Here is a 26,309-nt window from a genome sequence, read left to right as displayed (position 1 = left end):
ATGCCTCAGGCGCTGGTGGGCGCTACACTTTTGGGCGCGACGCTCGTGGCGGCGGGGGCCGGCAGCGTCGTCGCAGGCAGAATCGTAGCCTCGCTCGCCGTATCCTCGGCAGTCGGCGGGTTGGCTGCCGGTAGCTTGGGCTGGTCGGCAAGCGCCGCGGGCGCCGGGGCGCGCATCAGCAGGCGGCACAGCCGGGCCAGCGTGGCGCGCATCTCGTGGCGGTGGACGACAAGGTCGATCATGCCATGGTCGCGCAGATATTCGGCGCGCTGGAAGCCTTCGGGCAGTTTCTCCCGGATCGTCTGTTCGATGACGCGCGGGCCGGCGAAGCCGATCAGCGCACCCGGCTCGGCGATCTGGATGTCGCCCAGCATGGCGTAAGAGGCGGTGACGCCGCCCGTGGTCGGGTTGGTCAGCACCACGATATAGGGGCGCTTGGCCTCGCGAAGCTCCTGGATGGCGCAGGTGGTGCGCGGCATCTGCATCAGCGAAAGGATGCCCTCCTGCATGCGCGCGCCGCCAGAAGAGGCGAACATGATGAAGGGCGTGCCGCGCGAGGCGGCGGTCTCCAGCCCGGTGACGATAGCCTCGCCGGCCGCCATGCCGAGCGAGCCGCCCATGAAGCCGAAATCCTGCACCGCCACGGTGACGGGCAGGCCTTCCAGCTTGCCATAACCGACCTTCACCGCGTCCTGCGCGCCGGTCTTGGCGCGCGCGTCCTTGAGGCGGTCGAGATAGCGCTTCTCGTCTCGGAACTTCAGCGGATCGACCGGCACCTGCGGCAAAGCGATGTCGTACCATTTGCCGCCGTCGAACACGGAGCGCAGCCGCGAGGCGGGGTCCATCCGCATGTGGAAGCCGGAGCCGGGGACGACGTGGAGGTTCGCCTCCAGATCCTTGTGGAACACCATCTGCCCGGTCTCGGGGCACTTCACCCAGAGATTTTCCGGCACTTCCCGGCGGTTCAGGAAGGAGCTCAGCTTGGGGACGACGTTCGAGATCCAGTTCAACGGTCAGGCTCCGGACGGTGGCGCGGCGACCCGCGACAAGGTTTCCCTGCCGCCGGCCGCCCCTCATCTAATGCCGCAGAAGGGCGATGAAAAGGCGCAACAGCGATTCGGCCGTTTGCCTCGCTGGTGCGCCGTCTATTCCGCCGCCTGGCGGCGCACCCCGCGCACCGCGTCGGCGAGCCTGCCGACAAGGTCGGTGACGGCGGGCAGGGTCGCCGGCGTCGCGCGGTCCTCGGCATCGAGCGTGGCGCGCAGCGCGTCGATCAGCGCCGAGCCGACCACCACGCCATCGGCGTTGGCGGCGATGGCAGCGGCGCTCTCGGGCGTCTTCACGCCGAAGCCGACAGCGACGGGCAGCGCCGTGTGGCGCTTGATCCGCGTCACCGCCTGGCCTACGGCGGCGGGATCGGCCTGCGCCGCGCCGGTGATGCCGGTGATGGAGACGTAGTAGACGAAGCCCGCCGTGTGGGCGAGCACGGCCGGCAGGCGCTTGTCGTCGGTGGTGGGGGTGGCCAGGCGGATGAAGTCGAGCCCCGCCGCCAGCGCCGGCAGGCACAGCTCATTGTCCTCTTCCGGCGGCAGGTCGACGACCACGAGACCGTCGACGCCGGCCGCCTTGGCATCGTTCAGGAAGCGCTCGACGCCATAGACATAGACCGGGTTGTAATAGCCCATCAGCACCACGGGGGTGGTGTCGTCGCCTTCGCGGAAGGTTTTCACCATGGCGAGCGTCTTGGCCAGCGTCTGCCCGGCCGCCAGCGCGCGCAGCCCGGCCGCCTGGATCGCCGGGCCGTCGGCCATCGGGTCGGTGAAGGGCACGCCGAACTCGATGATGTCGGCGCCGGCCGCCGGCAGGGCCTTGAGCAGGGCGAGCGAGGTCTCGAAATCAGGATCGCCGGCGGTGACGAAGGTAACGAGCGCGGCACGCCCCTCGGCGGCGCAGGCCTTGAAGCGCGTCTCGATGCGGGTGCTCATAGGCTCGTTCCCAGAATGTCCGCCACCTGCGGGATGTCCTTGTCGCCACGGCCGGAGAGGTTCACCACCATCAGGTGATCTTCCGGCAGGGTGGGGGCGAGATCAGCGACCCTGGCCAGCGCGTGCGCCGGCTCCAGCGCCGGAATGATGCCTTCGAGCTTGGCCACCAGCTGGAAGGCGGCGAGCGCCTCGTCATCGGTGGCGGAGATGTAGGTGGCGCGGCCGGTGTCGTGCAGCCAGGAATGCTCCGGCCCGATACCGGGATAGTCGAGGCCGGCGGAGATCGAATGCGCCTCGGCGATCTGGCCGTCGCCGTCCATCAGCAGATAGGTGCGGTTGCCGTGCAGCACGCCCGGGCGCCCGCCAGTGAGCGAAGCGGCATGCTGGCCGGAAGGAATGCCGTGGCCGGCAGCCTCGACGCCGAAGATCTGCACGCCGGGGTCGTCCAGGAAGGGATGGAACAGGCCCATGGCGTTGGAGCCCCCGCCGATGCAGGCGATCAGGCTGTCCGGCAGGCGGCCTTCCATCTCCAGCATCTGTTCGCGCGTCTCGGTGCCGATGATGCTCTGGAAGTCGCGCACCATGGCCGGGTAGGGGTGCGGGCCGGCGACGGTGCCAATGCAATAGAACGTGTCGCTGACATTCGTCACCCAGTCGCGCAGCGCCTCGTTCATCGCGTCCTTGAGCGTCTTCGAGCCGGACTGCACGGGCACCACGGTGGCGCCCAGCATCTTCATGCGAAACACGTTCGGCGCCTGCCGGGAGACGTCGACGGCGCCCATATAGACCACGCATTCGAGGCCGTAGCGCGCGCAGAGCGTGGCGGTGGCGACGCCGTGCTGGCCGGCGCCGGTCTCGGCGATGATCCGCTTCTTGCCCATGCGGCGGGCGAGCAGGATCTGGCCGAGGACGTTGTTCACCTTGTGCGAGCCGGTGTGGTTCAGCTCCTCGCGCTTGAAATAGATCTTGGCACCCATTCCGGGGGAGGCGCCGGCGCGCAGATGCTCGGTCAGCCGCTCGGCGTAATAGAGCGGGCTCGGGCGGCCGACATAGTGCTTCAGCCCGGCATCCATCTCCGCCTTGTAGGCGGGATCGGCCTTGGCCTCGTTATAGGCCGTCTCCAGATCGAGGATCAGCGGCATGAGCGTTTCGGCAACGAAACGGCCGCCGAAGAGGCCGAAATGCCCGTTGTCGTCGGGGCCGGTGCGGAAGGAATTGGGAGCGTTCACGACGGGCTCGTCTCTCTGGCAGGTGAAGGCGGCGTCGGCTGGGTGCCGGTGGATGTGGCGTCGGCGAATGTGTTCCCGGTGGGCCGGCGGGGCTCGCCCTCCGCCTCGGCCGCCCGCGCGGCGCGCAGGAAGGCTTCGATGCGGGACGGGTCCTTGATGCCGGGTCCACGTTCGACACCTGAGGATACGTCGAGACCCGGCGGATGGATGAGCCGCACCGCGCTCGCGACGTTTTCGGGATCGAGCCCGCCTGACAGCATGAAGGGCCGGGCAAGGTCAAGGCCGGCGAGAAGGTTCCAGTCGAAGGTCACGCCATTGCCGCCGGGCAGCGTGGCGCCCTTGGGCGGCTTGGCGTCGAGCAGCAGGCGATCGGCCGCCGCCTCATAGGCGGGCAGCGCGGCAAGGTCCTCGCGCGCGGCGATGCCGAGCGCCTTCATGACCGGCAGGCCGAAGCGCGCTTTTATCGCGGCGACGCGCGCCGGTGTCTCGTGGCCATGCAGCTGGAACATGTCGGGACGCAGCGCGTCGAGGATGGCGGCCAGCGTCGCGTCGTCGGCATCGACGGTGAGCGCGACGATCTGCGCCCGCCCCCGCGCCTGGGCGCCGAGGACGGCGGCGGTGGCGAGGTCCACATGGCGCGGCGAGGGGGCGAAGAACACCATGCCCACCATGTCCGCACCCGCACCGAGCGACGCTTCCAGCGTCTCGGCTGTGCTGAGCCCGCAGATTTTGATCTCAAGCGACAAGGCCGCCTCCCTGAAGACAGCCACCTAGCACGGAACCGCCCGGTGAGGCGAGGGCGCCGCCGAAGGCTGCGTTGAAGGCGCGCGACATTGGGCGCCTCGTCCCATCTGGCGCCGGACGCGCGATTATCACCGACCCGAACAGTGAAATGTTGGGCGCCGGGGTTGAAAATAGCCCTTCCGTGACGACATTCAGCATGCTACTCACATTTGACTGTGAAATTATTCAATTCACGCACAAATAGTGGATATAGCGGCCATCACCCCGGTCGCATCCCGTCCCGACCGTGGAGACTGCCCATGCGCCTCTCGCGCCGCCTGATCCTGACCTCGACCCTGGCTGCCGCCCTCGGCCCGTTCGCGCTTGGCGCCTTCGCCCCGCAGGCCCGCGCTGCCGAGCCGAACCAGATCCTCAACGCCTCCTACGACATTGCCCGCGAGCTGTTCGACGCCGAGAACAAGCAGTTCGAGCCGGCCTACAAGGCCAAGACCGGCAAGGACATCAAGGTCAACCAGAGCCATGCCGGCACCTCCAAGCAGGCCCGCTCGATCGTCGAGGGCCTCGAAGCCGACGTCGTGACCTTCAACCAGATCACCGACATCACCTTCCTCGTCGACAAGGGCTATGTGGCCAAGGACTGGCAGACCCGCCTGCCCAACGCTTCCTCGCCCTGGTACTCGTTCCCAGCTTTCCTCGTGCGCGAGGGCAACCCGAAGAACGTGAAGAACTGGGACGATCTCGTCCGCGACGACGTGAAGCTGGTCTTCCCCAACCCGAAGACCTCGGGCAACGCCCGCTACACCTATCTCGCCGCCTATGCCTTCGCTCTGGAGAAGTTCAACGGCGACGTCGCCCAGGCCGACGCCTTCGCCAAGAAACTGCTCTCCAACGTCGTGGTGTTCGACACTGGCGGGCGTGGTTCCACCACCACCTTCGTGGAGCGCGAGCAGGGCGACGTGCTCATCACCTTCGAGGCCGAGGTGATCGGCGTGAAGGATGCCTACAAGGACAGGAATTTCCAGGTCGTCGTGCCGGAAGTGAGCCTGCTCGCCGAATTCCCGGTCGCGGTGGTCGACAAGGTGGTCGACAAGCGCGGCTCGCGCCAGGTCGCCACCGACTACCTGACCTACCTCTATTCGCCCGAGGGGCAGAAGATCGCCGCCGAGTTGAACAACCGCGTGGTCGACCCCAAGGTATCCGAGGAGTTCAAGGCGAAATTCGCCCCCGTTCGCCTCGTCAAGGTCGAGGACGTGTTCGGCGGCTGGGCCAATGCCCAGAAGACCCACTTCGCCTCCGGCGGCAAGCTCGACGAGCTGTTCGTCGCCCAGTGAGGGGAGCACACCGCAGCCGTCATCCCGGGGCCCGGCCCGGGGATGACGGCCCGCTCGGGAGCCCCGTCCCCGCTGGACATTCGCGTTGAATTGCGGCATGGCCGGGCTTGTCCCGGCCATCACCGTTTCCGATAAGGCCCGTGCCGAAGGCGCCGCCGACCGAAGGAGCCGCCCGTTGAACCGCGTCATACCGGGCCTCCCGCTCTCGCTCGGCATCACCGTGCTCTATCTCAGCCTGATCGTGCTGCTGCCGCTCGGCGCGCTGGTCTGGCAGGCGCTGGATGTCGGCTGGGAGCGCTACCTCGCCATCATGAGCGGGGCGCGCACCATGGCCGCCTTCCGCATCACGCTCTCCACCGCCGCGCTCGCCACGGTGTTCAACTGCATTTACGGGCTGGCGCTGGCCTGGGTGCTGGTGCGCTACGAGTTTCCCGGCAAGCGCTTTCTCGACGCGCTGGTCGACGTGCCCTTCGCCCTGCCCACCGCCGTGGCGGGCCTCGCCCTCTCGGCGCTGTTCGCCAAGAACGGCTGGTTCGGCGGGCCGCTGGCGGCGATCGGCGTCGAGGTCGCCTACACCCCGCTCGGCATCGCCATGGCCATGGCGTTCACGTCCATTCCCTTCGTGGTGCGAACCGTGCAGCCGGTGCTGGAGGATCTCGCCGCCGATGTCGAGGAAGCGGCCGCGACGCTTGGCGCCTCGGACCTGCGCGTTTTCGCCCGCATCATCTTCCCCGCCATCCTGCCGGCCTTCCTCACCGGCGCCTCGCTCGGCTTCGCCCGCTCGCTGGGCGAGTTCGGCGCCATCATCTTCATCGCCGGCAATCTGCCGCTGAAAACCGAGGTGGTGTCGCTGCTCACCTTCATCCGCATCGAGGAATATGACTACCCGGCGGCCGCGGCCATTGCCGCGACGCTGCTCGGCTTCGCCTTCGTCCTGCTGTTCCTGGTCAACATGATCCAGCTCTGGCAGCAGCGCCGTATCGGCACGGGGGACTGAGGCCATGGCGCGCGAACCGCTCATTCCCGAGACCGCACATCCCCCCCGCCGCATCCGCGTCGGCGACGGGCCATTGGCGCGCTTCCTGCTGATCGGCAGCGTGCTGCTCGTCACCGTGCTGGTGCTGGTGGCGCCGCTGCTGGCGATCTTCGCCGAGGCCCTCCGGCACGGCATGGCCGCCTACGCCGCCTCCTTCGCCGCGCCCGATACCCAATGCGCCATCGGCCTCACCGTCTTCACCGCGCTGATCGCGGTGCCGATCAATGTCGGCTTCGGCATCGCCGCCGCCTGGTGCATCGCCAAGTTCACCTTTCCCGGCCGCAATCTGCTGGTGGCGCTGGTCGAACTGCCCTTCTCCATCTCGCCGATCATCGCCGGCGTCGCCTATCTCTTCGTGTATGGCGCGCAGGGCCTGCTGGGGCCATGGCTGGAAGCGCACGACATCAAGATCATGTTCGCCGTGCCGGCGATCATCCTCGCCAGCCTGTTCGTCACCGCGCCCTTCGTCGCGCGCGAGTTGATCCCGCTGATGATCGCGCAGGGCACGGAGGAGGAAGAGGCGGCGGTGACGCTGGGCGCCGGGGGCTGGCGCATCTTGCGCCTCGTCACCCTCCCCAATGTGCGCTTCGCCCTGCTTTATGGGGCGGCGCTGTGCAACGCGCGGGTGATGGGCGAATTCGGCGCGGTGTCGATCGTCTCGGGCAATATTCGCGGCCAGACCAACACGCTGCCGCTGCAGATCGAGCTGCTCTACCAGGACAACAACGCGGTGGCCGCCTTCGCGGTGGCGACGCTGCTGACCCTGGTGGCGCTGGTCACGCTGGTGGCCAAGGCGATCATCGAGCGGCTCGACGCCGCCCGGGTGAAGGCGCAGGGCAAGCCGGGGCATTGACGCTTGCGCCGCCTGCGTGCTTCGAGGCCGCCCATGCGGGCGGCACCTCAGGATGCCTGCGGCTCATGCCGATCCTTGGCCGTCAGCCCTTCAGCGCCTTCCACACCAGTTCGGCGGCGGCGAGGTCCTCGATCGCGGTGCCGACCGACTTGAACAGGGTGATCTCATCCGCGCTGCCGCGCCCTTTTGATGTGCCGGCGGTCAGCTCGAACAGGTCGCCCTGGATGGCGTCCGCCGCCAGGACGCCGCTGGCGAGCGGGATGACGATGTCGCCCGCTTCCTTGCCGGCACCGGCGCGGGTGTCGACGTAGACCCGCGACCGGCGGATCGCCTCGTCATCGGCCTCGCGCATGGTCGGGGTGAAGCCGCCCACCAGATCCACATGCTGCCCCAGCTGGAGGTAGCGCCCCTCGACAAGGGGCTGCGGCGAGAGCGTGGCGGAGGTGACGATGTCCGCGCCGGCAATGGCGACACCCCGGTCGGCCTCGGCGCGGGCGTCGAAGCCCTCGCCGCGCAGGCTTTCCGCCAGCGCCTCGGCCTTGGCGGGGGTGCGGTTCCACACCGCAATGGTACGGATCGGGCGCACGCTGGCATGGGCGCGGGCGAGATAGGGCGCCAGCGCCCCGGCGCCGATCACCGCGAGCGTGCTCGCATCCTCGCGGGCGAGATAGCGGGCGGCGAGCGCGGAAGCGGCGGCCGTGCGCCACACGGTGAGGGCGCGGGCGTCCATCACCGCCAGCGGCTGGCCGGTGGCGCCGGAATTGAGGATGTAGAGCCCGGTGATGCTCTCGATGCCGCGGGCGGCATTGCCGGGAAACACCGTCACCAGCTTGGTGCCGAGCATGTCGTCCTCGCCGCCGCCGCTGGTCCAGGCCGGCATCAGCAGCGCCGTCGCGTCGCCATCGGGGCGCGCCATGGTGTGGTGATGGCGCACCGGCACGGTGATGGAGCGGCGAAAGGCCGCCTCGATGGCGTCGATCAGCGCGGGAAAGGACAACAGCCCGGCGATCTCGCCGGACGAGACGAAACGAAGATCACTCATGGAAGGTCTCGTCAGGCCGCGTCGCGGCGATGGGTGAGCACCGGGCGTGCCGCCGGTTCACGGCTGGCGGTGCGCAGGGCCTCCACCTCGGCATGGGCGGAACGCGCCTCGCGCGCTGCCGTGCGGGCGGCCCGGCGGTGGCGGCCCTGGCTCAGCCACGCCGCGACCCCGCCCAGCACGACGCCGAGGATCATCGCCGCGAAGACGATGACGAACAGCGGTGCCTCGATCGACCAGCCGCCGGCCCCCGTCAGCGGGTCGACCACCAGCGATACCGGATGGCGGTTGGCCACGGCGAGCATGACAAGCCCCACCGAGACCGGCAGGACGATGAGGATCAGCAGAAGACGACGCAGCACGAATTCTCCTTCGGCGGCTTATTCCAGATCGACGCCATCATTCAGGCGCTCGCGCATTTCCTTGCCCGTCTTGAAATAGGGCACGGCCTTGCCGTCGACATCCACATGCGCGCCGGTGCGCGGGTTGCGGCCGGTACGCGCGGGACGCGCCTTCACGGAGAAGGCGCCGAAGCCGCGCAGCTCGACCCGGTCGCCGCGCGCGAGCGCCGCCACGACCTCGTCGAGAATCGCATTCACGATGTTTTCGACATCGCGTTGATAGAGATGCGGATTTGCCTCAGCGATCCGCTGCACCAGTTCGGACTTGATCATCGACGCCCCGGCCCCTTTTTTGTTCGGCTCGTCGGTACTCCAAAAAATTTATATTTTGGAAGCTCTTGGCCCCGTCTAGCCTCCCCGAGGGTGCCAGAGGGCCAGAAGACCGTCAAGGCGGGCCTGCGCTGCGGCCCCACCGGCCGCATCTGCCACGATCCGGGCGAGATCTTCAAGCCCGATCAACGACATCAGCCTTATGGAAATACCGTGCAACCAGCCAAATTCATCGCCGGCACGGCGCGTGTGCCAGTCACGTACGGGAAGATCCTTATCCACCCCCCGCTCGCGCTCCAGCCAGTCGCGACCGGTGCGTTCGTCGCCGATCTCGTCGATCAGGCGCAGCGGCAGGGCCTGATGGCCGGTGAACACTCGCCCATCGGCCGCGAGCGCCAGCTTCTCGCCGTCCAGTAGCCGGCGTTCGGCCACCAGACCCTTGAACCAGTCATAGCTGTCCTCGACCAGCGAGCGCACCGCCGCGCGGGCATCCTCGGTGGGCGGATCGAACATGTTGGGCGCCGCCTTGAGCGGGCTCGACTTGATCTCCTCATAGGAGATGCCGACCGTCTTCATCAGCTCGGCGAAGTTCGGAAACTGGAACAGCACGCCGATTGAGCCGACCAGCGCGTTGCGCGGCGCGACGATATGGTCGGCCCCCATGGCGGCGATATAGGCGCCCGATGCCGCGATGCCGTTGACCACCGCGACAATCGGCTTCTTCTCCGCCAGCCGGCGCAGCGCGTCGTAGAGCGCAGCCGAGCCGACCACCGTGCCGCCAGGGCTGTCGATCGAAAGAATCACCGCCGTCGCACCGGATTTGCCGATGGCGTCCAGCATCTCGATCCGCTCGCGTTCATTGCGGATGATGCCGCCAATGGTGACGCGGGCCACATGGGCCGAGGCACGCGGCAGCATCGCGCCATCGCTCCACCAGGCAAAGGCGCCGAGCCCGCCGAGCAGCACCACCAGCAGCGCAAGTACCCGCCAGAAGGCGAGCTTGCGCCGCAGCCGGCGGCGGGCGAGCACCTCGTCGACGTCCAGTGCGCTTGCGGCCATCGCGTCCTCCCACTCCTAGGCAAAGGCGTAGCGGGCGAGCGGGAGCGACGCAAGGGCGGGCGGCGCGCGCGGACGGTGCGTCGCAGCCGCGTCATCCCGGACGACCGATCACCGGGATGGGGCCGATGCGGTCAAGCCCGGGCAGGACGAGGCGCGCGACGTTGCGCGCCCGCTACCCGCCATGCGTTTCGAGAAACGCCTCGACCGGCAGCGCACGGAAATCCTCCAGCGCGGCGCGCAGGCGGGAATGCTCCCAGTCCCACCAGGCCAGCGCCTGCAGGCGGGCGGCGATGGCGGCGGGGAAGCGCTCGCGCACGGGCCTGGCCGGCACGCCGGCGACGATGGTGTAGGGGGCGACGTCCTTCGTCACCACCGCGCCGGCCGCGATGACGGCGCCGTCGCCGATGCGGCGGCCCGGCAGCACGATGGCGCCATGGCCGATCCACACATCATGGCCGATGGTCACGCCCTGCGCCCGCCGCCAGGCGAAGAACTCCGGCTCGTCCTGCGCATCGTCGAAATAGGCGGAGGCGCGGTAGGTGAAATGCGACTGGCTCGCCCGCTGCATCGGGTGATTGCCCGGGTTGATCCGGGTCATGGCGGCGATGGAGGTAAACCTGCCGATGCGCGCATAGGCGATGTCGGAATCGTTGACCACGTAAGAATAGTCGCCCAGCTCCACTTCGAGCAGCTGGGTGCGCGGGCCGATTTCGGTGTAGCGCCCCAGTGTCGAGCGCGTGACCTCGGCGGTAGGGTCGATTGTCGGCGCCGGGCCGAGCTTGAGAGCCATGGCCCCGCCTCCGCCTTAGCTGCCGAAGGGAAAGCGGGCAACCAGCCGGAAGGGGCCGGCCTCCTGCCGATAGAGCGCGATTTCGCGCACGATGAGCGGCCCGTCGGCGCCGCTTGCGGCGAAATGCTCGGAAAGCTCCGCCTCGGCCAGTGCCCGCTCCTCCTCGTCCAGCGAGCCGGTCAGCGTCATGTGGAAGCGGAAATCGTCCAGCACATAGGGATAGCCCCAGCGCGCGAGATATTCCTGCTGGCGCGCGGTGAGCGGCGCGCGCAGGCGCTTCTCGCGTTCGGCTTCGCTCATCGGGGCACGGAAATCGTCAAGCGCGGCCACCGTGCCGGCGGCGAGCCGGTCCAGCGCGGCGCTCGGCGCGGCGAGGCGCAGGGCGAGGAAGCGGCCGATGCTCGCCAGCTTCACCCCGGGGGAAGCGAAGCCGGCGCGGTTCTGGGCGAAGCGGGCGCAGGCGGCACGCAGCTCCGCCTCGCTGCGGCCCGGAGCCAACCGGAACGGCGCTTTCAGCGTGCCGTGGAAGCCGTAGCGGCGGGGCTCGGCGGTGATCTCGCGCCAGCGCGCGGCATCGAAACGGCGCAGCGGCAGCGACGCCGCCTCCGTGCCGGCCTCCGCGTCATAGCCGAGCGCGGCAGACCCGAAGCGCCAGAGCGGGCTTTGCGCCGGCGGGGCGAAATAGAGCGCATAGCGCGGCGTCGCCGGCCGGGTGGCGGCGGCCTCGGCGGGGAGCGCGGTAGCGTTCGGCAAGGCAGACATGGGCGTGCCCCTTCAGAAGACGCGCCGGCCGGCGACAAAGACCTCGTCGATCCGTGGCGTGTCGTCGGCGAGGCGGAAGCGCACCAGGTCGGCCCGCAGGCCCGGCTCCAGCCGGCCGCGATCCTCCAGCCGGGCGAGCCGGGCGGGCGCGGCGGTGACGAGGGCCAGCGCGACGGGGAGGGTGAGCCCGGCGGTGCGGGTCAGCGCCAGCGCGGCCTGCAGCAGGCTCGCCGGCACGTAGTCGGAGGCGAGGGCGTCGAGCAGCCCCTCGCTCGCAAGGTCGCGCATCGACACGCCGCCGGCATGCGAGCCGCCGCGCACCACGTTCGGCGCGCCGCCAATGGTGGCGAGGCCGCAGTCGCGGGCGGCGCGGGCGGCCTCCATCGTGGTCGGGAACTCGGAAATCGTGCACCCCGCCGCCACCGCCTCGTCGACATGGGCGGGCGTGGTGTCGTCATGGCTCGACAGCACGAGGCCGGAGGAGGCGAACAGCGCCACCATCCGGCTGTAATTGTCGGCGACGGCGCCGCGCGCGCGCTCGATCCGGTCGGCGACCTCGGCGTCGATATCGCCGCCGCTCTTGCCGATGCCGGTGAGATAGACCTTCAGATGCTCGACATTGCGCCACTGGCGGGTGCCAGGCGTGTGGTCCATCAGCGAGGCCAAAGCCAGAGTCGGGCGGCCCAGCGCCGCGTCCACGAGGTCGGGCAGGGTGCGGTCGGTCAATTCGCAGCGCAGATGGATGCGGTGGTCGACGCGGAACAGGCCGCGCTCGACACCCGAATCGACCGCGTCGAGCATCACCTCATAGAGCGCGCGCCGGTCGGCCTTGGCCTGATCGAAGCCGCCGGCGCAGATCGCGTCATAGACGGTGGTGACGCCCGAGGCGGCCATTTGCGCGTCATGCGCCAGCGCGGCGGCGCGGGCATCGGGCCAGATCACCCGTGGGCGCGGCACAAAGTGGCCTTCCAGCGCATCGGTGTGCAGGTCGATCAGGCCTGGCGCGAGATAGGCGCCCTCGCAATCGACGGCGGCGGGAAGATACGAGCGGCCTTCGTCGATCGCGCGGATGCGCCCGTCCGAATGGACCAGCGTGCCGTCGACGACGCGGTCTTCGAGAACAAGGCGGGCATTGGTGAGAATCACGTCCATGGCGGCGCGTCTCGCATGTTGTTGTGACCGTTCGATGAAGTGGCGGAAAGACGGAGGGGTCCGTTGATACCCCCACTCATGCTCCCGCTCATATGCCGCCTGCCCCGCCGTCGCCGCGCGGATCATGCGCGCCTTCCAGCCCGACCTTGCCGGGATGCAGGACCACCGCCCCCGCATGGCCCATCAGGTCGCGGCGCGGCGCGGTATCGATCTCGACATCGTGACCCACGGAGGCGAGCTGCTCGGCGAGGGCTTCGTCGATTCCCTCTTCCAGCCGTAGCCCGCCCTCCAGCCGCCAGCGCGGCGCCGCGATCGCCCTGCCGAGCGGCATGCCGAACGCATAGCGGGTGAGCACCGCCGCCTCGGTCTGCGGCGAGCCTTCGCCGCCGCTGGCGCCGAAGGCGATAACGCGCCCGTCCGGCAGCGCGGCGAGGCCCGGACTGAGCGTCACAGGCGGGCGGCGTCCGGGCTGCAGCGGGTTGAGGGCGCGCGGGTCGAGCGAGAAAGCCGCGCCGCGGTTGTGCATCAGCACGCCGGTGGAGGGCAGCACGAGGCCGGCACCGAAGGACGAATGCAGCGACTGGAGATAGGAGACCATGACGCCGTTCTTGTCCGCCGCGCCGATCCACGCTGCGCCGCCCGCCGCCGCGCCGATCCCGTCCCGGTGTGGCCAGGGCAGAGCGCGCTTCGGGTCGATGGCCGCCGCCTCGCGCGCCAGAGCCTCCGGGGTGAGGAGGTCGGCGGGGTCGGGGCTCAGAAGGGTTGGGTGGGTGATCGCCGCCTCGCCCATCCGCACGGCGCGCTTGCCGGCCTCCACCAGCCCGTGAAGATGGGCGACGCTCTCCATTCGTGTAACGCCGAGCCGGCCGAAGAGGGCGAGGGTCAGCAGCGTCGTCAACCCTTGCGAGGGCGGGGGCGCGGCCCACAGCGCCATGTCCGGCAGTTTCAGCTTGAGCGGCGGGCGGGTGAGGGCGCGATAGGTGCGCAAGTCCGCGCGCGTCAGAGGACTGCCGGCCCGCTTCAGATCGGCGGCGATCTCGCGCGCGACCTCGCCCCGGTAGAAGTCGTCGAGCCCGGCCCGGGCCAGCTGCGCCAGCGTGTCGGCCAGCCGCTCGCAGGGCAGCACCGTGCCGACCGCCGGCACCTTGCCATCGGGCTCCAGGAAGGCGGCGCGGAAACCGGGCACCGCGTCGCGCTCGACCTGCGCGTTCACACTCGCCCGGTGCTGCGAGGGCGAAACGGTGACGCCGGCGCGGGCCTGCTCGATCGCCGATTCCAGCAGCCGCCGCATCGGCATCCGGCCGCCATAGGCGCTGGCCGCTTCCTGCGCCAGAAGCCAGCCGCCCACCTGCCCGGGCACGGTGAGCACGGCGAGCGAGCCGTACGCCGGGATCTCGTCATGGCCGCGCTCGCGGAAGAAAAGGGCGCTCGCCCCCTCGCCGGCCGGGCCGGCGGCATCAATCGTGGTGACGCGCCCGGCCGGATCGCGGATCAGCCAGACCCCGTCCCCGCCGAGCTGGCTGGTGTGCGGGCAAACCACGGCCAGGGCGGCGGCGGCAGCCAGCGCCGCCTCCACCGCATTGCCACCTTCTTCCAGCACGGCACGGCCGGCTTCCGTCGCCTGCAAATGGGGAGTGGCGACCATGCCGGCGCCGGAGCGCGCGCTCTCAAAAACCAGATCGTGAGCCATTTCGCACTCTCCAGCGGTGGCTCCGGCGACCGGCAGCTTGACCCGCGCGGCCGGGCATAGCAGTTTGCGCCCCGCCGAAGTAGACGGATTGGGACGAGATGAGCACGGGCCGACGCATTCGCTGGGACAATGTCAGCACGGTAGGCAGCGCCGCCATCCTGCTGGGCGCCGAACTCATCGGCGCGGGCCTTGCCGCCGGCTGGGCGCTTGCCGCCCTGTTCGAGGCCGGGCTGGTGTGGGAGCTGATCTTTGAGGGCATCTTCGGCCTGCTCGCCATTTACGGCATTTATCGCTTCGTGATGAAGGCGAAGTCGATCGAGCCCTTCGTCGAGGGCTGATCCCTTCGCCGCCACCGGCCGAAAGACGCATCGCGCGCCCCCATCAAAACGCCGGCAGAGCCAAGCTTTGCCGGCTTTCTTCGTTTTAAAGCCCCCCGCACGGGTACCACGCTGCCTGAATCGGCCGTGAACGACAAAAAACCCGCACAACCCGCTTGCATATGACGGTGCGAATCCATACATCGCCCTTGCCCAACATTCGCACGTGCCTGTGGTCGCGTGCCGATCGGCGGAAGTCCGGACAAGAGGCCGGAAAGTCGCCAGTCAGATCGGTAGCCGGAGGCGAAACCGGCGCACCTCGCTCTCAGCGGGGAACGTGACTTGAAGCAACGACGTAGCGGGCTTTTTTAGTCTCTGTCGGCCCTCCAAAGGTCGGGAAACTGAAGAGGCACTACATCTTGCCGGGCGTGCGGTCGGGTCTCCCGTACCAAGCGAAGGCATCGAACGGACGCTGCGCTCTCCACACGCGCTGGCGGACGGTTTCGTGCCACGGCTCCATTCCATACGGCCAATCGGCAAAAGCCGTGCGGCTGGCGAACGGATGCGCATTCTCGCCATCAACGCGGCCCATTGGCGCCGCGGGCGGGTGTTCGCATCCAGATGTTCGCTTCATCTGGTTCGAAGCTTCGGGTCTGTGGGGATCTGCCATGACTGACCGTATCCGTGAATTTCTGCGCACCCGCCGTGAAGACGGTCCCTGCGTCGTTGTCGATCTCGACGTCGTCCGCACCAATTATGCCGCCTTTGCCCGGGCGCTGCCGGACACCCGCGTCTTCTATGCGGTGAAGGCAAACCCGGACGCGGCGGTGCTTTCCGCGCTAGCCCAGATGGGCTCCTGCTTCGACTGCGCCTCCGTGGCCGAGATCCAGATGGTTCTCGCCACCGGCGCCACCGCCGACCGCATCTCCTTCGGCAACACCATCAAGAAGGAGCGCGATATCTCGCGCGCCCATCAGCTCGGTGTGCGCCTGTTCGCGGTCGACTGCGTCGAGGAAGTCGAAAAGATCGCCCGCGTCGCCGCCGGCTCCAAGGTGTTCTGCCGCATCCTGTGCGACGGCGCCGGCGCCGAATGGCCGCTCTCGCGCAAGTTCGGCTGCGAGCCCGACATGGCCGTCGACGTTCTGGAGCACGCCCACCGGCTCGGGCTGGAGGCGCATGGCGTCTCCTTCCATGTCGGCTCGCAGCAGAAGAATGTCGAGGCGTGGGATTCGGCTTTGGCCTCCGCGTCCGCCATCTTCCGCGCCTGCGCCGAGCGCGGCATCTCGCTCTCGCTGGTCAATCTCGGCGGTGGTTTCCCGGCTAAGTACCTGCAGGACGTGCCGGCGGCGGAAGCCTATGGCGAGGCGATCTTCCGCGCCTTGTCCCGGCATTTCGGCAACGCCATTCCGCAGACCATCATCGAGCCGGGTCGCGGCATGGTCGGCGCCGCCGGCCTGATCGAGGCCGAAGTGGTGCTGATCTCGAAGAAGTCGACCACCGATTCGGTGCGCTGGGTCTATCTCGACATCGGCAAGTTCGGCGGTCTCGCCGAGACGATGGAAGAGGCGATCCGCTACCCGATCGTCACCGCACGCGACGGCGATGCGGTGGAGCCCTGCGTGCTCGCCGGCCCGACCTGCGATTCCGCCGACGTGCTCTATGAGAAGACCCCGGTCATGCTGCCAGTGTCTCTGGCGATCGGCGACAAGGTGCTCATCGAGGCAACCGGCGCCTACACAACCACCTATTCGGCGGTGGCGTTCAACGGCTTCGACCCGCTGCGATCCTATGTGATCTGAGCGGGCGGCGCCCGCTCCCCCGGCCCTCCCGGACGCCGCAAGGCGATAGTCCGGGATCGCCGGACCGACGGCCAATTCACAATTCCCTGTCCCTCTTTGCCCGGCGATCCCGGGTGTTGGAGGCCATCATGTCCCTCACTTCCGCTCCCGCCATCTCGCTCGAGACCCCCGCCGATATCGCCCAGCGCGAAGCGCTGCTCGATCTCGCCTTCGGCCGCGCCGCGCGTCTCGCCAAGACCAGCGAGCGCCTGCGCGAAGGCCGCACGCCGGCGCAAGGCCTCGCCTTCGCCTCGCATGGCCCGGACGGGCGCGTGGCGGCGACGTTGCGCCTGTGGCATGTGAGTGCCGGTCCCGGCCGCCCGGCGCTGCTGCTCGGCCCGCTGGCGGTGCATCCGTGGTTCCGCGACCGGGGCCTGGGCGCCGCGCTGATGAATACCGCCATCTGCGAGGCGACGCGTCTTGGCCATGGCGCCATCCTGCTGGTGGGGGATGCGCCCTATTACGCCCGCTTCGGCTTCGATGTCGGGCTGACGGAGGGCCTGTGGCTGCCCGGCGCTTTCGACCGCAGCCGTTTCCTCGGTCTGGAACTGACCGCCGGCGCGCTCAAGGGCGCGCGCGGCATGGTCAGCCCGACCGGCACGCCGGTGGAACTGCCGAGCCTCGGCGATCTGGTGGCGCAGGGCGGAACCGGCGAGCTTCGCCGCTCGGCGTGAGGCGGGGGCTGCCTTGGCGTCGCCAAAGCGCCGTCATCCCTGCCGAGGCGCAGCCGCAGAGCCGGGATCGGTTTCCACGTAAAAAGCGATCCCGGAGCGGCCATTGGCCGTCCGGGATGACGTTACGCGGGGGATGACCTAGCGCGGTGGCGACGTCGTGCGAGGCCGGCCTCAGCCGACGCTGAGCTCGACCGGGATGTTGCCGCGCGTCGCCTTGGAATAGGGGCACATCTGGTGCGCGGCCTCCAGCACTTCCTCCGTCTGCTCGGGGGTCAGTGCCGGCGCCTTCAGCGAGAGCTTCGCGGCGAGGCTGAAGCCGTCATCGCCCTTCACCAGCGACACCGCAACGGTGACGGCGGCGCCGGTCACGTCCAGCTTCTTCTGGTGGCCGACCGCCTCGACGGCGGAGCCGAAACAGGCAGCATAGCCGGTGGCGAACAGGTGCTCGGGCGTCGTCTTGCCGGAATCGAGCACGCCGTTCTTGGGCATGCCGAGATCGACCGAGACCGAGCCGTCGCTGGTCTGGGAATGGCCGCCCCGGCCGCCAATGGCGGTGGCGGTGCCGGTGAAGAGAACGGTGCCGGACATGAAAATCTCCCTGGAACATGATGGACGGTCGGAACGGAGCCGCCCCTTCCTAAGATGGGGCGGCTTGCGCACCGGGCAACCGCACCAGCGAAATCGCCTTTCGAACATGCACGGCTAAAAGCGCGCACGTCCACGAGACCTGTTCCCGTTTCGTTTCTTTGCGCTTGCCCCGTTGCCCGGCGCGTCGTACCTCTCGGGCAACCCGCCCGCACCGCCGGGCCCCCCAAATCCGGAGCGCGCCTCCATGCCGATCGCGATCCTGAAGGAACGTGCCGTCGCCCGCATCGCCGGGGCTGACGCCACCCACTTCCTCGACAATCTGCTCACCGCCCGCACCCCCGCTCCCGGCGCCGCGCGTTATGCCGCGCTGCTCGCCCCGCAGGGCAAGATCGTCGCCGACATGATGGTCCTGGGAACCGAAGGCGGCTTCCGCCTCGACATTCCCCGCTCGGTCGCCGCCGATCTGCTCAAGCGGCTGCAGCTCTACCGGCTGCGCGCGAAGGTCGAGATCGGCCTGCTCGATGACCTCGCCGTTGCGGTGGCCTGGGGCGGGGCGAGCCCTCTGGTGGACACGCTTGCCTATGACGACCCGCGCCTGCCCGCGCTCGGCCGGCGTTTCCTGCTGCCCGCGGCCGAGGCGTCGCAGATCGCGATGGTGCCGGAGGCCGAGTGGCACGCCCACCGCATCGGCTTCGGCGTTCCCGAAGGCGGGCAGGATTTCCTCTATGGCGACGCCTTCCCGCACGAGGCGGACATGGACCAGCTCGGCGGCATCGACTTCGACAAGGGCTGCTATGTCGGCCAGGAAATCGTCAGCCGCATGCAGCATCGCGGCACGGCGCGCACCCGCATCATCCCGCTCGCTTTGTGCGGGCCGCCGCCCGCCGAGGGCACGCCGATCACCGCCGGCGGCAAGAGCATCGGCCGCATCGGCTCGGGCGTGAACGGGCGGGCGCTGGCGCTCATCCGGCTCGACCGGCTGGAGGAGGCGCGCGCCGCCGGCCACCTCGTCGAGGCGGAGGGCGCGGCGCTGGTGCCCGAGCGCCCCGGCTGGGCGCGCTTTGCCGTTCCGGGCACCGAGAACGCATCATGAGGGAGAATCGGCCGTGAAGGTCCATACCCATGAGGATGGCGTCACCCGCTGCGCCTGGTGCGGCACCGATCCGCTCTATGTCACCTATCACGACACCGAATGGGGCGTGCCGGAGTATGACGATCGCGCTCTGTTCGAGAAGCTGATCCTCGACGGCTTCCAGGCCGGCCTCGCCTGGATCACCATTCTGCGCAAGCGCGACGGTTTTCGCGCGGCGTTCGACGGATTCCAGCCCGAGATCATCGCCCGCTACACGCCGGACAAGGTGGAGGCGCTGATGCAGGACGCCGGCATCGTGCGCAACCGCTCCAAGATCGAATCGACCGTGCGCTCGGCGCAGGTCTGGCTCGACATACAGGAGCGCGGGCCGGGCTTCTCGCAGCTGCTGTGGGACATGAACGGCCCGGTGCTGGACAATCGCCGCGAACCGGGCGACCCGCCGCTCGTCACCTCGCCGGTGGCGGTCACGATGTCGAAGGATTTGAAGAAGCGCGGCTTCAACTTCGTCGGCCCGACCATCGTCTACGCCTTCATGCAGGCGGTCGGCATGGTGAACGACCACGCCGTCACCTGCCACCGCCATGGTGTGGCGGATTTTGGCGCGCGGGCCTAGGGCGGGACGATGAGCAACGTCCACGAGGCTGCCCCAACAGAGCCGACGCCCGCAAAGCCCGCAGCTGCGGCCAAGCCGGCGCGCGCCTGGCAGCGCATGCTGTCGGGGCGGCGGCTCGATTTGATCAACCCCTCGCCGCTCGACATCGAGATCGAGGACATCGCCCATGGCCTCGCCCGCGTCGCTCGCTGGAACGGCCAGACCCGCGGCGAGCACATCTTCTCCGTCGCCCAGCATTCCGTGCTGGTGGAGCTGATCGCCCGCCGGCAGGCCGCCCTGCGCGGGGCCGCCATCGACCGGCGCTGGCGCCTCGCCATGCTGCTGCACGACGCGCCGGAATATGTGGTCGGCGACATGATCAGCCCGTTCAAGGCGGTGATCGGCGGCGACTACAAGGCGGTGGAAGCGCGGCTGCTCGCGGCGGTTAGCCTGCGCTTCGGCCTGCCGCCGCACTGGCCGGCCGCGCTCGTGGCGCGGGTCAAGGCCGCCGACCGCGCCAGCGCCTTCCTGGAGGCGACCCGGCTCGCCGGCTTCGAGATCGCTGAGGCCCGCCGCCTGTTCGGCGCGCCCTGCCCGCTCGACAGCGCGGACGAGCGCGACTACCTCTGCCCCTGGAGCGCGGACGAAGCCAAGGCGCGCTTCCTCGCCCGTTTTCAGGAACTGGTCGCGGAGACCCCATGATCCACGTCTGCCCGCTCTCCCGTCTGGAGGAGACCGTCACCCGCACCGGCGCCGAGCATGTGTTGAGCGTGATCAACATCGCAACGCCGGTCACGCTGCCGCCCACGGTGCTGCGCGAAAACCACCTCTTTGTCGGCTTCAACGATATTCTCAGCCCCCAGGAAGGGCTGGTGCATCCCTCCGCCGAGCATGTCGATGCGATTATCGGCTTCGTCAGGCGCTGGCCGCGCCGGGCACCGCTGGTGGTGCACTGCTATCTCGGCGTCAGCCGCTCCACCGCCTCGGCCTATATCGCCGCCTGCGCGCTGGCGCCGGAACGCGACGAAGCCGAGATCGCGCAGGCGCTGCGCGCGGCCTCCCCCATCGCCACGCCGAACGCCATGCTGGTGGGGCTCGCCGATGCCGCGCTCGGCCGGCAGGGCCGCATGAGCGCCGCCATCGCCGCCATTGGCCGTGGCCGCGAGGCGATGGAGAACGAACCGTTCGAGATCAGGCTGGGGTAAGGCCGCCGTCATCCCCAAGGCTTGGCCCGGGCATGACGTGCCTTGTGGCGTCTGGCAGGCGAGGACGCCCGCTCAGCCCACCGGCACGCCGGTGGCAGGCAGCACGACGACGCGGGTGCCGGTGGGCGCGCGGCGGTACAGGTCGATGATGTCCTGGTTGATGAAGCGCACGCAGCCCGACGACACCTGCGTGCCGATGGTCCACGGCTCGGTGGTGCCGTGCAGCCGGTAATAGGTGTCGCGCCCGTTCTTGTAGAGATAGAGCGCGCGCGGCCCCAGCGGGTTGGTCGGCCCGCCGGGCAGGCCGCCGGCATAGGGGCCGTAGCGCTCGGGCTCGCGGGCGATCATGGCCGGGGTGGGCGTCCAGCCCGGCCATGCCGCCTTGCGGGCGACGACGCCCTCGCCCCTGAAATTGAATCCTTCCTCGCGGCCGACACCGACGCCGTAGCGCAGCGCCCGGCCATTGGCCATGACGAGATAGGCGAAGCGCTCATTGGGGTCGACCACGATGGTGCCCGGCTGGTAGCGCGTCGGATAGGCCACTTCCTGGCGCAGGAAGCGCGGGTCGATCTGGCTGAGGTCAACCGCCGGCACCGGGTGGGGCTCGTCGGTGATCGCCGCATACATACGCAGATAATGCGGGTCCATCGTCGGCGGCAGGACGCGGCTCGTCAGCGGCTCGCGCGTGGTGGCGCAGCCGGCGAGGGCGAAAGGCGAGGCGATCAGGAACAGACGGCGGTCGAGGAGCATGGGGGGCGCACGCGGGAATTGAGACGGGGGACGGTGAAATAGAGCAATGAGTCTCACCTACAGGCCAAGCATGGCAAAGTTCGTGAAACGGCCGATCACGGGCGTGTCACTGGCCGCTATTGCGCGGGGGTGTTGCGCTGATGCCTCACTTGAACTGTAACGCGACACCTCGGCCCGCAAGCCATTGCGCACTTCCATCAGTTTTGCTGATGATCATCCTGAAAATTATTCGTTTTCCACGCGAGGGGGCCCGGCGCTAGCTTGGCGTTCCCCTGGGCGGTCCGCCGCGCCGCGCCGATTCGAGGCCCCCGATGTCCGCCGCCGTCGACGCCCCCCGGCCCAGCCTCGCCACCCGCGCGCCCCTGCTCATCGTGCTGTGCGGCTGCCTCATCGCCATGCTCAGCTTCGGCCCGCGCGCCTCCTCGGGCCTGTTCATGCTGCCCATGACCGGGGAATATGGCTGGGGCCGCGACACGTTCGGCCTTGCCATCGCCATCCAGAACCTGCTGTGGGGCGTCGGCACGCCCTTTGCCGGTGCCGTCGCCGATCGCTTCGGGGTGACGCGGGTGCTGTGGATCGGGGCGGCGCTCTATGCCGCCGGCCTGGCGCTGATGGCCTATTCGGCGACGCCGGGCCTGCTGCATCTGTCCGCCGGCGTGCTGGTCGGCTTCGGGCTGTCGGGCTGTTCGTTCAACATCGTGCTCGCCGCCTTCGGCAAGATGCTGCCGGAAAAATGGCGCCCGCTCTCCTTCGGCGCCGGCACGGCGGCCGGCTCTTTCGGCCAGTTCCTGTTTCCGCCTCTGGCGGCGGGGCTCAACACCACCATTGGCTGGCACCAGACGCTGCTCGTCTTCGGCCTCGCCATGCTTCTCATCATGCCGCTGGCAATGGCGCTGTCGGGCGCGCCTCCCGCCAGCAAGGCAGGCGAGCGCCAGCAGTCGATCGGCGCCGCGCTGGGCGAGGCCTTCCGCCATCCCAGCTATGTGCTGCTGGTGCTCGGCTTCTTCACCTGCGGCTTCCAGCTCGCTTTTGTGACCACCCATCTGCCGGCCTATCTGATGGATCGGGGCCTCTCCATCACGGTGGGCGGCTGGACGCTGGCGGTGATCGGGCTGGCCAACATCGTCGGCTCGCTCGGCTCGGGCTGGCTGTCGAGCCGCATGCCGCGCCGCTATTTGCTGGCGGGGATCTATTTCGCCCGGGGCCTCGCCATCATCGCCTTCCTGCTGCTGCCGGCGAGCCCGGTGACGGCGATCGGCTTCGGCATCGTGCTCGGCCTGCTGTGGCTCTCCACCGTGCCGCCGACCTCGGGGCTGGTGATGCTGATGTTCGGCACCCGCTATCTCGCCATGCTCTACGGCTTCGCCTTCTTCAGCCACCAGGTGGGCGGCTTCCTCGGCGTGTGGCTCGGCGGGCTGCTTTATGAGAGCCTCGGCTCCTATGATTTCGTCTGGTGGCTGTCGGTAGCGCTCAGCTTCGCCTCCGCCATCATCAACCTGCCAATCGTCGAAAAGCCGGTGGTGCGGGCGCCGGTGCCGGCGGCAGGCTGAAGAACGACGCGCGTTTGCCGGGTGTTAACCCTCATCCTTCACCATAGGGACCGTGGTACCGATGGCGTTGCGGCGGGGCCACACAAGGCGCGTCGCATGCCCCTGCAGGAGGGGCTGATTCGCCGCGCGGCCTTGACAAGGCAGGTCCTTCGCAGCGCATCGTAAAAACTCCCAAGCGATGGAAACCCTCATGCGCCTGTGTTCTGCCCTGCCGGCCGCCGCCCTTCTCGCCGCCACCGCCGTGGTGCCGATGGCTTCGGCTTCGGCCGAAACGCTGACGGCGCAGGCTGCCCAGCGCTTCGTCATCGGGCAGACGTTCTCCTACACCTGCTATGAGGGCACGGTCGGTTCCGGCCGCATCATGCCCGACGGCTCGGTCGCCGGCACCATCCAGATGCGCGGCAAGGGCAATGCGCGCCATGTCACCCTGCCGGCCGGCACCATTATGGTGCGCGGCGAGTCGGTGTGCGCCAAGCTCAAGGGCATGGCGTTCCAGCCCTGCTTCGAGCTGGAGAAGACCGACAAGGTGAGCTTCCGCGGCAACCTCGCCGGGGCGGACCGGCTGTGGTGCGAGTTCAAGCGCGGCGGCAGCGGCCGCACCCGGCTGGCCGAGCGCGCCGTGTCGTCCAAGACGGCAGCAGCCCGCGCCGAAGCGGCGGCCGCGCAGATGACCGCCGAGATCGTCTCCGAGAAGTAACGTCGCCGCGTGTTCGGCGGGCGCGCCCGCATGCCGGGTATGCGACGGCCCCCGGGGCGATGTTCCACGCGCCGCCTTCTGTGGCCGGGGGCGACGTGTTTTTCGGCACGCGGCTGTCAATCGTTACAATATTGCGGAAATGCAAGAATGCTCGGGTAAACGCGGCTATCGCGTTGCGCCGGGCGTTGGATTACCTCCGAGCGACGACAGGCGCCGCCTGCCCCGCTCCTCCAACGCTCCCGTGAGACCCGCCATGATCGATTCCCGCTCCGCGCCCTATGGCGCCCTTCTCCTTCGCGTCGCCCTCGGCCTCATGTGGGTGACCCACGCCCTGTTGAAATACGCGGTCTTCACCATTCCGGGCTTTGCCGGCTTTCTCGGCAGCCTCGGCCTGCCGGAGGCTCTGGCCTGGCCGGTGTTCCTGGCCGAGCTGATCGGCGGCCTGCTGATCATTGCCGGCGTCTATGCCCGCCATGTCGCGCTGCTGCTGATCCCGGTCATGGCCGGCGCGATGAGCGTGCACATTCCCAATGGCTGGCTGTTCTCCGCCGCCGGTGGCGGCTGGGAGTATCCCGGCTTCCTCATCGTCGCGTCCTTCGCGCTCTGGCTGATCGGCGACGGCGCCCTCGCCCTGCGCTCGCGCCCGCTGCTCTTCCTTGGTGCCGCGGCCCGCTGATTGCGACGTCCGATCAACGAAAAAGGGCGGGTCCCGCGAGACCCGCCCTTTTTTGCGTCCGTAGAACCCAACGAGGCCGGCCTCAGCCGCCATTGCCCGGCTTGGCGCCTTCCTGCGTCTTGTCCGCCGCCGCCTTCTGCGGGGCGGGGGAGGGCGCCGCCTCGGTCTTCTGGATCGTCGCCGTGCCGGCCTTGATGCGCTCGGCCTCGTCGAGGCCCACCGCGATCTTGCGCTCGATATCCGCCAGTTCGTCCGGCTCGGGCTTCAGGTCGCGGGCATGGTTCCACTTGAAGCGGGCTTCCAGCTTGCGATCGACCTTCCAGTAGGCATCGCCGAGATGGTCGTTGATCACCGCCTCGTTGGGCTTGAGCTCCACGGCCCGCTCAAGCTCGCGCACCGCCTCGTCATAATGGCCGGTGCGGTAATAGGCCCAGCCGAGGCTGTCGATGAAGAAGCCGTCATCGGGACGCAGCGCCACCGCCTTGCGGATCATCTCGGTGCCGGCCTCCAGGTTCACCCCCTGGTCGATCCAGCTATAGCCGAGATAGTTCAGCACATGCGGCTGGTTGGGGCTCAGCTCCAGCGCCTTCTTCAGGTCGGCTTCGGACTTTTCCCACTGCTGGGTGCGCTCGAAGCAGGTGCCCCGGAAATAATAGAGCACCCAGTCCTTGGCCTGCGGCGTGCCGAGCTGGTCGATGGCGCTGGTGTAGACCTCCGCCGCCTCCGCGAATTTTTCGTTGGAGCGCAGCACGTCGCCCAGCGCCATGATCGAGCGCTGGTCCTTCACATTCGCGCCAACCACCTGCTTGAGCGCGGCCAGCGCCTCGTCATGCTTGTCAATGGCGTCGAGGTTGAGGGCGCGCTGCACCTCGGCATTCATCTTGAACGGCGAGCTGTCGGGCACGGCGGCGTAGAGGGCGATGGCGTCCTCGTGCCGCTTCATGGTCTCGAACAGGTCGGCAAGGGTGATCGCCATCAGCGGCTGCGAGGGATCGAGCCAGCGGCCGAGCTGGAGATAGACGAGGGCGAGGTCCTCGCCGCCCTGCCGGCCGAGCGCCGCGCCAAGGCCGTACAGCACCTCCGCCGCGCCGGCGGTCGGCGTCGTCACCAGCGGCGGAAGGGTCTTGCCGGCGTTCAGCTGTTCGAGCGAGCGGGCCACCAGCGGGTCGCCGGGCACCAGCTTGTCGAACGCCTCATAGGTGGTGATCGCCTCGTCCTTGCCGGCATTGCGCGAGGCCCAGCGCGCATAGGCATCGACCACGCGCAGCGTGCGCGGATCGAGCTTCAGCGCCGCCTCCAGCCGCTGGCCGGCCTCTTTCTTCACGCCGGCCGCATCGAGCAGCAGCCCGGAGTGGAAGTCCTTGAAGCCGGCATACCATTCCGGCCCCTGCAGCGCGTCGATGGCCTTGACGCCGGCGCGCGCATCGCCCGAGCCGAACTGGCTCCAGGCGCTGAGCAGGGTGGCGTTCAGCTCGGCGATGGCACCCTGGCCGGAGCGGCGCAGATTGCTGCGGGCGGTGACAAACTGCTTGGCCTTGATCGCCCGCACGCCGAGAACCAGCCGTGCCAGCGTGTGCTCGGGATCGATCCGCACCAGCCGCTGGGCCAGCCCGACCGCCTCCTCGATAGAGCCTTCCGCCAGAAGAGTAAGGAAGGCGCGCTCCAGTAATTCGCGCTGGCGGGGGAACAGCCGGGCCAGTTCGCGGTAATAGGCGGCAGCCGCCGCCGTGTCGCGTTCGGTGATGGCGAGGCGCGCGGCGAGATAATTGCCGGCCGGCGAAGAGCGGGCGATGAAGTCTGCAGGAGGGGCGTCGGCACGCGCGGGAAGGGCGACGCCCAACGCTGTGAGCGTGGCGAGAATGGCCGCTCCCGGCCGCAGCGAACGTCGAAACGTCAAGTTGGAACCTCCTGCGGCAAACGAAGCGCCCCGCGCCACGCAAGGTGACACCGGGCTCCGGCCTTTGTGGCAGATTGGTCCTTTTTAGCGG

At 69.0% G+C, this 26,309-nt stretch carries 28 protein-coding genes; 13 read left to right on the top strand and 15 right to left on the bottom strand.

Annotation, left to right across the window (positions count from 1 at the left end):
* Positions 1 to 5: 5 nt before the first annotated feature.
* From accD to EV667_RS00755, 4 genes are all read right to left on the bottom strand, one after another.
* Entirely contained in the window at positions 6 to 1,010 is a 1,005-nt protein-coding gene (gene accD / locus EV667_RS00770; RefSeq protein ID WP_131833441.1) for an acetyl-CoA carboxylase, carboxyltransferase subunit beta, read from the bottom strand.
* A 135-nt stretch (positions 1,011 to 1,145) separates the two neighbouring features.
* On the bottom strand, positions 1,146 to 1,985 hold the full coding sequence (trpA, locus tag EV667_RS00765; protein WP_131833440.1) for a tryptophan synthase subunit alpha: 840 nt from the start codon (positions 1,983 to 1,985) through the stop codon (positions 1,146 to 1,148).
* Entirely contained in the window at positions 1,982 to 3,214 is a 1,233-nt protein-coding gene (gene trpB / locus EV667_RS00760; protein WP_131833439.1) for a tryptophan synthase subunit beta, read from the bottom strand. Before trpB ends, trpA begins: the two co-directional genes overlap by 4 nt.
* The gene (locus EV667_RS00755; protein WP_131833438.1) at positions 3,211 to 3,960 is read right to left on the bottom strand and encodes a phosphoribosylanthranilate isomerase; all 750 of its coding nucleotides are present in this window, start codon (positions 3,958 to 3,960) and stop codon (positions 3,211 to 3,213) included. The genes trpB and EV667_RS00755 overlap by 4 nt, the downstream gene beginning before the upstream one ends.
* A gap of 297 nt (positions 3,961 to 4,257) precedes the next feature.
* Here EV667_RS00755 and cysP point away from each other — a divergent pair, with 297 nt between their 5' ends.
* The 3 genes from cysP (at position 4,258) to cysW (ending at position 7,178) form a co-directional block, all read left to right on the top strand.
* A complete protein-coding gene (gene cysP, locus EV667_RS00750) occupies positions 4,258 to 5,289 on the top strand; it encodes a thiosulfate ABC transporter substrate-binding protein CysP (protein ID WP_131833437.1) in 1,032 nt (343 codons plus the stop codon).
* Positions 5,290 to 5,464: 175 nt separating this feature from the next.
* Complete coding sequence (cysT, locus tag EV667_RS00745; protein ID WP_131833436.1) at positions 5,465 to 6,286, top strand: sulfate ABC transporter permease subunit CysT; 822 nt, start codon at positions 5,465 to 5,467, stop codon at positions 6,284 to 6,286.
* Positions 6,287 to 6,290: 4 nt separating this feature from the next.
* Positions 6,291 to 7,178, top strand: coding sequence for a sulfate ABC transporter permease subunit CysW (gene cysW, locus EV667_RS00740; RefSeq protein WP_131833435.1), 888 nt, complete (start codon positions 6,291 to 6,293; stop codon positions 7,176 to 7,178).
* An 82-nt stretch (positions 7,179 to 7,260) separates the two neighbouring features.
* On the opposite strand, the gene lhpI is transcribed toward cysW, so the two are convergent.
* The 8 genes from lhpI to EV667_RS00700 form a co-directional block, all read right to left on the bottom strand.
* On the bottom strand, positions 7,261 to 8,220 hold the full coding sequence (gene lhpI, locus EV667_RS00735; protein ID WP_131833434.1) for a bifunctional Delta(1)-pyrroline-2-carboxylate/Delta(1)-piperideine-2-carboxylate reductase: 960 nt from the start codon (positions 8,218 to 8,220) through the stop codon (positions 7,261 to 7,263).
* 11 nt (positions 8,221 to 8,231) lie between these two features.
* Positions 8,232 to 8,579: a LapA family protein gene (locus EV667_RS00730; protein ID WP_131833433.1), complete on the bottom strand. Its 348-nt coding sequence runs from the start codon at positions 8,577 to 8,579 to the stop codon at positions 8,232 to 8,234.
* Between the two features lie 18 nt (positions 8,580 to 8,597).
* The gene (gene ihfB, locus EV667_RS00725; RefSeq protein ID WP_131833432.1) at positions 8,598 to 8,891 is read right to left on the bottom strand and encodes an integration host factor subunit beta; all 294 of its coding nucleotides are present in this window, start codon (positions 8,889 to 8,891) and stop codon (positions 8,598 to 8,600) included.
* 75 nt (positions 8,892 to 8,966) lie between these two features.
* Positions 8,967 to 9,947: a signal peptide peptidase SppA gene (gene sppA / locus EV667_RS00720; RefSeq protein WP_131833431.1), complete on the bottom strand. Its 981-nt coding sequence runs from the start codon at positions 9,945 to 9,947 to the stop codon at positions 8,967 to 8,969.
* A gap of 172 nt (positions 9,948 to 10,119) precedes the next feature.
* On the bottom strand, positions 10,120 to 10,737 hold the full coding sequence (locus EV667_RS00715; protein ID WP_131833430.1) for a DapH/DapD/GlmU-related protein: 618 nt from the start codon (positions 10,735 to 10,737) through the stop codon (positions 10,120 to 10,122).
* Positions 10,738 to 10,752: 15 nt separating this feature from the next.
* Positions 10,753 to 11,499 carry a DUF1045 domain-containing protein gene (locus tag EV667_RS00710; RefSeq protein ID WP_131833429.1) on the bottom strand — a complete coding sequence of 249 codons (747 nt, stop codon included), beginning with the start codon at positions 11,497 to 11,499 and terminating at the stop codon, positions 10,753 to 10,755.
* Positions 11,500 to 11,511: 12 nt separating this feature from the next.
* Complete coding sequence (locus EV667_RS00705; RefSeq protein ID WP_131833428.1) at positions 11,512 to 12,651, bottom strand: alpha-D-ribose 1-methylphosphonate 5-triphosphate diphosphatase; 1,140 nt, start codon at positions 12,649 to 12,651, stop codon at positions 11,512 to 11,514.
* Between the two features lie 88 nt (positions 12,652 to 12,739).
* Positions 12,740 to 14,341 carry a gamma-glutamyltransferase family protein gene (locus EV667_RS00700; protein ID WP_131833427.1) on the bottom strand — a complete coding sequence of 534 codons (1,602 nt, stop codon included), beginning with the start codon at positions 14,339 to 14,341 and terminating at the stop codon, positions 12,740 to 12,742.
* 98 nt (positions 14,342 to 14,439) lie between these two features.
* On the opposite strand from EV667_RS00700, the gene EV667_RS00695 reads away from it, so the two are divergent.
* The 3 genes from EV667_RS00695 to EV667_RS00685 all read left to right on the top strand — a co-directional run bounded on the left by EV667_RS00695 (position 14,440) and on the right by EV667_RS00685 (position 17,170).
* Positions 14,440 to 14,679 (top strand): hypothetical protein, encoded by a 240-nt coding sequence (locus EV667_RS00695; protein WP_131833426.1) that lies wholly within the window; start codon positions 14,440 to 14,442, stop codon positions 14,677 to 14,679.
* 647 nt (positions 14,680 to 15,326) lie between these two features.
* Positions 15,327 to 16,457, top strand: a complete 1,131-nt coding sequence (locus EV667_RS00690; RefSeq protein ID WP_131833425.1) for a type III PLP-dependent enzyme — start codon at positions 15,327 to 15,329, stop codon at positions 16,455 to 16,457.
* A gap of 128 nt (positions 16,458 to 16,585) precedes the next feature.
* Positions 16,586 to 17,170 carry a GNAT family N-acetyltransferase gene (locus EV667_RS00685; RefSeq protein WP_131833424.1) on the top strand — a complete coding sequence of 195 codons (585 nt, stop codon included), beginning with the start codon at positions 16,586 to 16,588 and terminating at the stop codon, positions 17,168 to 17,170.
* A 171-nt stretch (positions 17,171 to 17,341) separates the two neighbouring features.
* On the opposite strand, the gene EV667_RS00680 is transcribed toward EV667_RS00685, so the two are convergent.
* Positions 17,342 to 17,758: an Ohr family peroxiredoxin gene (locus EV667_RS00680; protein ID WP_091439817.1), complete on the bottom strand. Its 417-nt coding sequence runs from the start codon at positions 17,756 to 17,758 to the stop codon at positions 17,342 to 17,344.
* 244 nt (positions 17,759 to 18,002) lie between these two features.
* Between EV667_RS00680 and ygfZ the strand changes: the two genes are divergently transcribed.
* Genes ygfZ through EV667_RS00660 form a run of 4 tightly spaced genes read left to right on the top strand, consistent with a single transcriptional unit; the run spans position 18,003 to position 20,648 of the window.
* Positions 18,003 to 18,851, top strand: coding sequence for a CAF17-like 4Fe-4S cluster assembly/insertion protein YgfZ (ygfZ, locus tag EV667_RS00675; RefSeq protein ID WP_131833423.1), 849 nt, complete (start codon positions 18,003 to 18,005; stop codon positions 18,849 to 18,851).
* Between the two features lie 13 nt (positions 18,852 to 18,864).
* The gene (locus EV667_RS00670) at positions 18,865 to 19,464 is read left to right on the top strand and encodes a DNA-3-methyladenine glycosylase I (RefSeq protein ID WP_131833422.1); all 600 of its coding nucleotides are present in this window, start codon (positions 18,865 to 18,867) and stop codon (positions 19,462 to 19,464) included.
* Positions 19,465 to 19,473: 9 nt separating this feature from the next.
* Positions 19,474 to 20,145 carry a YfbR-like 5'-deoxynucleotidase gene (locus EV667_RS00665; RefSeq protein WP_131833421.1) on the top strand — a complete coding sequence of 224 codons (672 nt, stop codon included), beginning with the start codon at positions 19,474 to 19,476 and terminating at the stop codon, positions 20,143 to 20,145.
* A complete protein-coding gene (locus tag EV667_RS00660; RefSeq protein ID WP_131833420.1) occupies positions 20,142 to 20,648 on the top strand; it encodes a tyrosine phosphatase family protein in 507 nt (168 codons plus the stop codon). Before EV667_RS00665 ends, EV667_RS00660 begins: the two co-directional genes overlap by 4 nt.
* A gap of 72 nt (positions 20,649 to 20,720) precedes the next feature.
* Here the strand turns inward: EV667_RS00660 and EV667_RS00655 are convergent, their stop codons facing one another.
* Positions 20,721 to 21,398 carry a L,D-transpeptidase gene (locus tag EV667_RS00655; RefSeq protein ID WP_131833419.1) on the bottom strand — a complete coding sequence of 226 codons (678 nt, stop codon included), beginning with the start codon at positions 21,396 to 21,398 and terminating at the stop codon, positions 20,721 to 20,723.
* Between the two features lie 311 nt (positions 21,399 to 21,709).
* On the opposite strand from EV667_RS00655, the gene EV667_RS00650 reads away from it, so the two are divergent.
* The 3 genes from EV667_RS00650 to EV667_RS00640 all read left to right on the top strand — a co-directional run bounded on the left by EV667_RS00650 (position 21,710) and on the right by EV667_RS00640 (position 24,321).
* Complete coding sequence (locus EV667_RS00650) at positions 21,710 to 22,948, top strand: MFS transporter (RefSeq protein ID WP_131833418.1); 1,239 nt, start codon at positions 21,710 to 21,712, stop codon at positions 22,946 to 22,948.
* Positions 22,949 to 23,138: 190 nt separating this feature from the next.
* On the top strand, positions 23,139 to 23,645 hold the full coding sequence (locus EV667_RS00645; protein ID WP_245515920.1) for a hypothetical protein: 507 nt from the start codon (positions 23,139 to 23,141) through the stop codon (positions 23,643 to 23,645).
* A gap of 253 nt (positions 23,646 to 23,898) precedes the next feature.
* Entirely contained in the window at positions 23,899 to 24,321 is a 423-nt protein-coding gene (locus EV667_RS00640; protein ID WP_131833417.1) for a DoxX family protein, read from the top strand.
* An 82-nt stretch (positions 24,322 to 24,403) separates the two neighbouring features.
* Here the strand turns inward: EV667_RS00640 and EV667_RS00635 are convergent, their stop codons facing one another.
* Positions 24,404 to 26,161: a tetratricopeptide repeat protein gene (locus tag EV667_RS00635; RefSeq protein WP_131834948.1), complete on the bottom strand. Its 1,758-nt coding sequence runs from the start codon at positions 26,159 to 26,161 to the stop codon at positions 24,404 to 24,406.
* Positions 26,162 to 26,309 lie beyond the last annotated feature (148 nt).

Origin of the sequence: Ancylobacter aquaticus, from assembly GCF_004339465.1 — a bacterium.
GTDB lineage: Bacteria > Pseudomonadota > Alphaproteobacteria > Rhizobiales > Xanthobacteraceae > Ancylobacter > Ancylobacter aquaticus.
Note: the sequence above shows the minus strand (reverse complement) of the source record. Positions and strands in the feature narration are given on the sequence as shown.